This window comes from Arthrobacter sp. P1_A5 (assembly GCF_056406825.1).
In genome coordinates this window covers 1-8235 of the sequence record NZ_JBFTZL010000163.1, presented here as the reverse complement: position 1 = coordinate 8235, position 8235 = coordinate 1, and the positions used below count along the sequence as shown (strand labels likewise).

The following is an 8235-nucleotide window of genomic DNA, read 5'->3' as shown; positions in this document are numbered from 1 at the left end:
GGCGGCCCCCGCCCCGGCGCCCCGCGTCCGGCCGGCGCTCCCGGCGCCGGTCGTCCGGCAGGAGCCGGCGGCAACCGCCCGACTCCCGGCATGATGCCTAACCGCACCGAACGTCCCGCACCCGCTGGTGCCGGCCGTCCCGGCGGCGGAGGCCGTGGTCCGGGCCGTCCGGGTGGCGCTCCGGGTACCGGTGCTCCCGGTGCCGGTGGCGGCGCTCCGGCCGGTGGTGGCTTTGGTAAGGGCGGTCGCGGTCGCGGCGGCACCCAGGGTGCCTTCGGTAAGGGCGGCGCAGGCCGTGGCAAGCAGCGCAAGTCGAAGCGTGCCAAGCGTCAGGAACTGGAGCAGATGAGTGCTCCGTCGCTGGGTGGCGTGAGCGTACCCCGCGGCGACGGCAACACCGTAGTCCGGCTTCGCCGTGGCTCGTCCATCACGGACTTTGCCGACAAGATCGAGGCAAACCCGGCAGCACTGGTGACGGTCCTCTTCCACCTCGGCGAAATGGCCACGGCCACGCAGTCGCTGGATGAAGAGACCTTCGCCCTGCTCGGCGAGGAGCTTGGTTACAAGCTCCAGGTTGTGTCCCCGGAGGACGAGGAGCGCGAGCTGCTCTCCACCTTCGACATCGACTTCGACGCCGAACTGGAAGCCGAAGGCGATGAAGACCTCGAGGCACGTCCTCCGGTTGTCACCGTCATGGGTCACGTTGACCACGGTAAGACCCGACTGCTCGATGCCATCCGCAAGTCCGACGTTATGGCGGGCGAGCACGGCGGTATCACGCAGCACATCGGTGCCTACCAGGTCACCCACGCCCACGAAGGCATCGATCGCAAGATCACCTTCATCGATACTCCGGGCCACGAGGCGTTCACCGCCATGCGTGCCCGTGGTGCGAAGGTTACCGACATCGCCATCCTGGTGGTCGCAGCGGACGACGGCGTCATGCCGCAGACCGTTGAGGCCCTCAACCACGCCCAGGCGGCCAACGTGCCGATCGTCGTGGCCGTGAACAAGATCGACAAGGAAGGCGCCAACCCGGACAAGGTCCGCGGCCAGCTGACCGAGTACGGCCTGGTTCCGGAAGAATACGGTGGCGACACCATGTTCGTGGAGGTCTCTGCCCGCCAGAACCTGAACATCGACGAGCTCCTCGGCGCCGTTCTGCTCACCGCAGACGCTGCCCTGGACATGCGCGCCAACCCGAACAAGGACGCCCGCGGTATCGCGATTGAAGCCAACCTGGATAAGGGCCGCGGTTCCGTGGCCACCGTCCTGGTTCAGTCCGGTACCCTGCACGTCGGCGACACCATCGTGGCAGGCACGGCCCACGGCCGCGTCCGTGCGATGTTCGACGACGACGGCAGCGCCCTGACCGAGGCCGGCCCGTCCCGCCCCGTGCAGGTGCTGGGTCTGTCCAACGTCCCGCGCGCCGGTGACACCTTCTTCGTGACCGCTGACGAGCGTACCGCCCGCCAGATCGCCGAGAAGCGTGAAGCCGCCGACCGCAACGCCGCCCTGGCCAAGCGCCGCAAGCGCATCAGCCTGGAAGACTTCGACCAGGCCGTCGCCGATGGCAAGATCGACACCCTCAACCTCATCCTCAAGGGTGACGTGTCCGGTGCCGTGGAAGCCCTCGAAGACGCGCTGCTCAAGATCGACGTCGGCGAGGGTGTCCAGCTCCGCGTCATCCACCGCGGTGTCGGTGCGATCACGCAGAACGACGTCAACCTGGCAACGGTCGACAGCGCCGTCATCATCGGCTTCAACGTCAAGCCCGCCGAGCGTGTTGCCGAACTGGCAGACCGCGAAGGCGTGGACATGCGCTTCTACTCCGTCATCTACGCAGCAATCGATGACATTGAGGCAGCCCTCAAGGGCATGCTCAAGCCGGAGTACGAAGAGGTCCAGCTTGGCACCGCCGAGGTCCGCGAAGTGTTCCGTTCCTCCAAGTTCGGCAACATTGCAGGCTCGATCGTCCGCTCCGGTGTTATCCGGCGCAACGCCAAGGCCCGCATCAGCCGCGACGGCAAGATCATCGGTGACAACCTCACCGTTGAGACGCTCAAGCGCTTCAAGGACGACGCTACCGAGGTCCGCACGGACTTCGAGTGTGGTATCGGTCTTGGCTCGTTCAACGACATCACCGAAGGTGACATCATCGAGACCTTCGAGATGCGCGAGAAGCCGCGCGTCTAGGTTGGTTTAGCAGTACAGGTGCGGGGCCGTTGGATTTTCCGGCGGCCCTGCACTTTTCCGCCGTAGAGGGGGCCCCGCCCCTACGCTGGGTGGCCCGATGCCACTCCCGGGCCCCCTCCACGGCTCCAAAGGGCCGCCGGAAGAATCCAACGGGAGTCCGTCGTAGACTCGCCTTAGGCGCGTGGCATGAAAACCCAACTGGTGTACGGCAGCCGTTACAGCGCCGTCGTACATCCAAATTTTTAGGAGTGGAAATGGCTGATCCCGCACGGGCCGCCAAGTTGGCGCAGCGGATTAAGGTTGTCGTTGCTGAGGCGCTGGGCCGGAGGGTGAAGGATCCCCGCCTGGAAGGCGTCACCGTGACTGACTCTCGGGTGACCAACGACCTGCAGCACGCAACTGTTTACTACACCGTGTTCGGTGACGAGGTGGCCCAGGCCGATGCCGCCAAGGGGCTTGAGAAGGCCAAGGGCGTGCTGCGGCAGGAAGTCGGGCGGAACATCACCGTGCGGCTGACTCCGACGCTCGAGTTCGTGGCTGACCAGATCCCTGTCAACGCCTCGAACCTTGAGGAGCTGCTCCGGGCGGCGAAGAAGCGGGACGCCGAGGTGGCCGCGCTTGCCGAAAGTGCAAAGCACGCCGGCGACGCCGATCCTTACAAGAGTGACACTCCGCAGGACGTGGAGCTCGACGAGGACGACTTTGACGAAGAGGACTTGGACCTCATTGACAAYGACGCAATCGATGAGGACCGCAACAAGTAGGAATGCCTTCCACAGCAGGGGCCGGAACCGGTAACGGATCCGGCCCCTGCTGTTCCGGGTCTTGGTGCTGCTAGGTGCCAGAGGCGCTATTTTGCGATGCGTGCTTGAGGCTCAGGACCGCGACTTGGCCGTTGGGGGGTGTTGTCGAGGGGCCCTCAGGCGGAAGGGCGTTGACGGTGGCGTACAGCGTGGAACCTTGAAGGGCGACGTCGGCCGTGAGCCCAGCGCTCAACAGCGTGCTCTGCCGGCCGGAGTCCCCGTCGATCTTGAGGACTCCCATACCAAACAGGGACGCGACGAACACGTCGCCGTCGTTATCGACCGCCAAGCCGGTGGGGGACAGGATCTTGTCCGCGAACACCTTCACGTGACCGTTGTCCGGATCCACCTTGAAGACGGCGCCCCTGGCCCCAAAGGACGGGTCCTCGGGTCCTCCCGGCAACGACGTGACGTAGAGCCAGCCGTCCGGCCCAACCCCAACATCGGTGGGTACCGGCTCGAAGTCGTAGCTCCGCCCGACCACGCAGGCCGGCAGGTGGTTGGCGGCTGCGGCTTCGGCCGTAATCGTGAACGGCCGAGGCGGCAGTACAGCGACGGTCCGTGTCTTCCCGCTCTCTATATCAACGGACACCACGCTGTTTGCGCCCGCATCCGCCACATAGAGGGTGTGGCCGGAGACGGTAATCCCGTATGGATGGGAATCCACTTCACCGTTGTAGGCCGCCGGCATCTCGGGCGGCAGCAGCGCTGCGCACCCGTTCGGCAGGTTGCGGAAGCCGTAGTGGACTTCTCCGTCGGCGTTATGCCCAGCTTCCAGTGCGGCGAAGTCGCCGTAGGTGCGTTGCCGACCGTCGCCATCGATGGTGTGAACATGACCGGCGAGCGGACGTTGGTCCTCGGGCCCAGCGCCCTGGCTCTCGAGGAAGTAGGTTGTCGATCCGCGCTGGGCATTTCCGGCGACGTCCCAAGCAGGATTCGAGTAGAGGACGCTCTTGGTACCGTGAGCGTCGATCCGGGTCAGCCGGCCCGCGAATTCTTCGCTGACCGTGACGGTTTTGTCATGGCCGGCGCTGACATGAAGCGGGGCCACCAGTCCGCCCGCCAGAGTGGCCGGTGGCTGTCCGTTCGGGGTGGCGGCCGCAGCCGTGAGGGTGGAAAGGAACACCGCGGCGATAGCAGCCGCGGATGGAAATGTCATTAGTTTTCTCATGGTGTGCTCCCGTGGCCGTGATGAAGTATCCACAGTTCGAGACCGATGAAGATCGGGGAAGCACAGCCGGAAACCCACGCCTGCTTCCCAAGCGGATTGTATTCCAGCGGGCCGGCGAAGTCGACAGTTCCCGCGGACGCTCATTTCTCCTGGCTTGTCTCCTGTCCTCGGCGTCGGTGACCTTCGACTCTATGCCCGTCCAAGTGCAGGCGAGTCCCATGGACCCATGAGTGCGTGTATGCGGGAAGGCACCGGCGTGCCRTGGAATCCAGCCTGACCAAGTGCCCGCACTGCGGGAAGACCAACCGGATTCCCGCGGCGGCTGCCGGGCACCCGCGCTGCGGCAATTGTGGCCAGGATCTTCCGTGGATAGTGGCGGCGGGTGACGCAGATTTTCCGGTTGTGGCGGAGCAGTCTTCGGTTCCGGTTCTCGTCGATTTCTGGGCGGCCTGGTGCGGGCCGTGCCGGATGGTCAGCCCGGTGCTGGACAAGTTGGCGGTGGAGCGGGCCGGTAAGGTCAAGCTCGTGAAGGTCGACGTCGACACCTCCCCGGGGCTGTCCCGCCGGTTCGATATCCAGGCCATTCCAACGTTGCTTGTCATCAAGAACGGGGCAGTGGCGGCCCGCCAGGCTGGAGCGCCGCAAGCCGCGGCCCTCCGCAGTTGGCTCGACGCCGCGCTGTCCGCCTAGCGGCGTCTTGAGCGTCCTCGGGCTCCCAGGCCGCCGCCCAGCACGGGAGATCCCATGCCCAGGAGATAGCCGAAGTCGTACCAGTTTCCCGCACGGGCGGAGTTGTAGAACGGGAATTCACTCCAGAAGCCGAAGACATGGGCGATCAGGACGATCCATGCCGTCAGCCCATTCCAGAAACCCCACAACAGGTCTTGCCACCACACGATGTACTCCCTCGGCCGGAAATCGGCGGCGCCCTGTCGGGCCAGCCCGCAGCCAGTACACCGGGCAGGCCTGGAATCGCCGTGAGCTCAGGCTAGGGCGCCAGCTTCGCCGGCGATAGGGCCGGTTGACCCGTCGGTGCCCGCAGGCTCGCGCGCAGGGATGCGCCCGAGGCCCTCCACCAGATCGGCTTGACTGCCGCAGAGCGCGATCCGGATCCAGCCCTCGCCGATCGAGCCGAACGCCGTGCCGGGGGCGAAGGCCACCCCGGAGTCCGCCAGGAAGCGGCGCGTCCATGACCGGACATCCCCGCCACTGGCATGCGAGACGTCCGCCCACAAATAGAACGCGCCTTGGGCCGCGAGGTAGCGGATGCCGCGGGCGCGCAGCACCGCCGAGGCCGCGTCGCGGTTGGCCCGGTAGTGGGCATGGGCGTGGCTGACGTAGTCCTGCGGACCGGTCAGCGCTGCCAGCGCGGCGTACTGCGACGGCGAGGCCACGCACGACACGATCGACTCCATGACGTTGTTCATCTTCTGTTCCAGCCCCGGCGGGCAGATCAGCGCACCGATCCGCAGTCCCGTCAGCCCGTAGGTTTTGGAGAGCGTGAGCGAGGTGAAAACGCGTGCTTCGCCTGGGGCGTCGCTGTCGAAGCGGGCCGGGCTGATGTGCGGGACATCGTAGGTGAACGCCTCGTAGCATTCGTCCGAGATGACCCACAGATCGTGCCGCCTCGCCAGCTCCACGAGCCGGCGGGTCAGATCCTCGCCCAGGACAGCACCGAGCGGGTTGGACGGGGAATTCAGGATCAGGACCTTGGTGCGGGGCGTGATGAGCGCCTCGATGTCCTCGATCCGCGGCTGGAAATCGTGCTCCGGGTACAGCGGGTAGCGGACCGGAACGGCGTGCAGCAGGCTGGACGTCATCGCGAAGGTGGGGTAGCCGGGATTTGGGATGAGGATCTCATCCCCGGGGGAGAGCAACAGGCTCATGGCGAAATGCAGGCCCTGCTGGGCGCCGTCGACCACGTAGACGCGCTCCGCGCCGACCGGCGTCGCATTGTGTTCACGGAAGCGGGCGGCGAAGGCCTCCCGCAGCGCGGGGATTCCGGCGTTCGGTGTGTAGTTGGTCTCGTCCCGGTCGAGGCAGGCCATGCCGGCCTCGAGGACATGGCGGGGGACTGCGAAGCCCGGCTCCCCGATACTCAGCACGATCGCACCGGGCGTTCCCCAGGCGGCTTCGGTGATCTCGCGGATCTGGTTGATCGGGACGTCGCGGACATGTGCGGCAAGCTCGGGCATGTCTGCCATCCTAACGCCCGGCGTCCGCGGTGGCGGCGGGACGGTGGGCGTCGGGGCAGGGCTTGCCCGCATATACTGGGAGGCGTGCTTTCTGGACTGGTGATAGTAGACAAACCGCAAGGTTGGACCAGCCACGATGTGGTTGGACGGATGCGGCGGATTGCCGGTACCCGAAAGGTTGGCCACGCCGGGACACTGGATCCGATGGCCACCGGCGTTCTGGTGGTGGGCATCAACAAGGCCACCCGGCTGCTGACCTACATCGTGGGCACGTCCAAGACCTACACGGCCACCATCAGGCTCGGTGAATCCACCGTGACAGACGATGCCGAAGGCGAGGTCACCGCCACCCGCAGCGCCGCCGGGGTCACCGAAGACGCCGTCCGCGCCGGCGTCGCGGCACTGACCGGGGAAATCGAGCAGGTTCCCAGCAGCGTCAGTGCCATCAAGGTCAACGGCGAACGCGCCTACGCCCGGGTCCGGTCCGGTGAAGAGGTCAAGCTCGCAGCCCGGCCTGTAACGATCCACCGCTTTGAGATCCACGAGACCCGTCCCGTCCACGACGGCGAGGCCCTCGACGTCGACGTCACCGTGGAGTGCTCCTCCGGTACCTACATCCGTGCCCTGGCCCGCGACCTCGGCGATGCTCTCGGCGTCGGCGGCCACCTGACTGCACTGCGGAGGACTCAAGTGGGTCCATACACCCTTGATCAGGCGCACACCCTCGAACAATTGGCCGAGACGCTGGACGTCCTGGAAATCTCGGACGCCGCACGGGCACTCATGCCGAACCGTGAACTCAGCGAGGCGGAAACCACCGAGATTTCCTTCGGCCGCAGAATCGGAGCCGGAGCAACCGCAGGCACGCCCGAGGCAGCGACCGCGGACAAACCGGCAGCGGCGTTCGCGCCAGATGGTTCGCTCGTGGCCCTCCTGGCCGATGCGGGAAGCTACGCCAAACCTGTGCTCGTCTTCGCGCCGGATAATGAAAAGCCGGGCAACGAAAAGCCCGGCAACGGCAAGCCGACTACAGAAAAGCGGCCAACAGATAAGCAGCCCACCGAAAAGCTGGCCGGCCAGTAGTGGACGCGTATTTCTACATCATTCTGGTGGTTGGCCTGCTCTCCAGCATCATCTGCGTCGTCGCGGGCCTCCTGAAAAAGGCGCCCAACGACACGACGATACTGTCGGTGGCCGCCGTCGAACTTGCCCTCCTGGTCTATCTGGGGGGTTCGATTGTCCGGGTGGCCAGCGGCGAGCGGATCGCGGGAGAGTCCTGGGAGTTCTGGGGCTATCTGGCCACGGCGCTGATCCTTCCGATCGGGGCCGTTTACTGGTCCATCCTGGAGCGGACCCGCTGGAGCAACTTTGTCCTGGCCGCCGTCGGCGTCACCGCCCTGGTGATGGCGGCGCGCATGAACCAGATCTGGTATTGAGATGGAAGAGGCAGAAAACGTGAGCGCAAACTCCCCGCACGACGGCACCGGAAACCCGGCGGCGCCGGCGTCCCGGACCCCTGGGCCGGCGGACGCTGGATCCGCCGACACTGCGCCGGCGGAAACCGCGGCGCCGGGCACTGGGGCGACTGAAACTGCGCCGGCAACGACCGATACCCGCAACACCGGGCCGGGACGGCTGCTGATTGCTGTCTATGCCGTCTTCGCGATTTCGGCGACGGCCCGGGCCGGCTACCAGATTCTCACGAAGTTTTCTGAGGCGCCGCTGGCGTACATGCTGTCCGCGTTCGCCGCCGCCGTCTACGTCGTGGCCACCGTGTCGCTGGCGAAGCCGGGGCGCACCGCGTTCAAGGTCTCGGTGGCGGCAGTCCTGGTGGAGCTTGTGGGCGTCCTGGTGGTGGGAGCACTCAGCG

Annotated in this window: 9 protein-coding genes; 6 read left to right on the top strand and 3 right to left on the bottom strand. The window is 66.1% G+C overall.

Annotated features, from left to right (window positions below):
- A partial coding sequence (gene infB, locus AC1D1S_RS17000; RefSeq protein ID WP_476994992.1) for a translation initiation factor IF-2 occupies nt 1-2196 on the top strand: 2196 nt, incomplete at its 5' end.
- A gap of 254 nt (nt 2197-2450) precedes the next feature.
- Nucleotides 2451-2960 (top strand): 30S ribosome-binding factor RbfA, encoded by a 510-nt coding sequence (gene rbfA / locus AC1D1S_RS16995; RefSeq protein ID WP_018774499.1) that lies wholly within the window; start codon nt 2451-2453, stop codon nt 2958-2960.
- Between the two features lie 70 nt (nt 2961-3030).
- Here the strand turns inward: rbfA and AC1D1S_RS16990 are convergent, their stop codons facing one another.
- The gene (locus AC1D1S_RS16990; protein WP_243181740.1) at nt 3031-4158 is read right to left on the bottom strand and encodes a ScyD/ScyE family protein; all 1128 of its coding nucleotides are present in this window, start codon (nt 4156-4158) and stop codon (nt 3031-3033) included.
- A gap of 273 nt (nt 4159-4431) precedes the next feature.
- Between AC1D1S_RS16990 and trxA the strand changes: the two genes are divergently transcribed.
- Nucleotides 4432-4860: a thioredoxin gene (gene trxA, locus AC1D1S_RS16985; RefSeq protein ID WP_476994993.1), complete on the top strand. Its 429-nt coding sequence runs from the start codon at nt 4432-4434 to the stop codon at nt 4858-4860.
- Here the strand turns inward: trxA and AC1D1S_RS16980 are convergent.
- On the bottom strand, nt 4857-5066 hold the full coding sequence (locus AC1D1S_RS16980; RefSeq protein WP_028278246.1) for a hypothetical protein: 210 nt from the start codon (nt 5064-5066) through the stop codon (nt 4857-4859). The two genes, trxA and AC1D1S_RS16980, sit on opposite strands and share 4 nt — an antisense overlap.
- An 87-nt stretch (nt 5067-5153) precedes the next feature.
- On the bottom strand, nt 5154-6365 hold the full coding sequence (locus AC1D1S_RS16975; RefSeq protein WP_243181742.1) for a pyridoxal phosphate-dependent aminotransferase: 1212 nt from the start codon (nt 6363-6365) through the stop codon (nt 5154-5156).
- A gap of 84 nt (nt 6366-6449) precedes the next feature.
- Here AC1D1S_RS16975 and truB point away from each other — a divergent pair, with 84 nt between their 5' ends.
- The 3 genes from truB to AC1D1S_RS16960 form a co-directional block, all read left to right on the top strand.
- Entirely contained in the window at nt 6450-7448 is a 999-nt protein-coding gene (gene truB / locus AC1D1S_RS16970; protein ID WP_243181743.1) for a tRNA pseudouridine(55) synthase TruB, read from the top strand.
- Nucleotides 7448-7801: a hypothetical protein gene (locus AC1D1S_RS16965; RefSeq protein ID WP_028278244.1), complete on the top strand. Its 354-nt coding sequence runs from the start codon at nt 7448-7450 to the stop codon at nt 7799-7801. The genes truB and AC1D1S_RS16965 overlap by 1 nt, the downstream gene beginning before the upstream one ends.
- 1 nt (nt 7802) lies before the next feature.
- Nucleotides 7803-8235 (top strand): hypothetical protein (locus AC1D1S_RS16960; protein WP_476994991.1); only part of this gene is annotated, 433 nt, incomplete at its 3' end.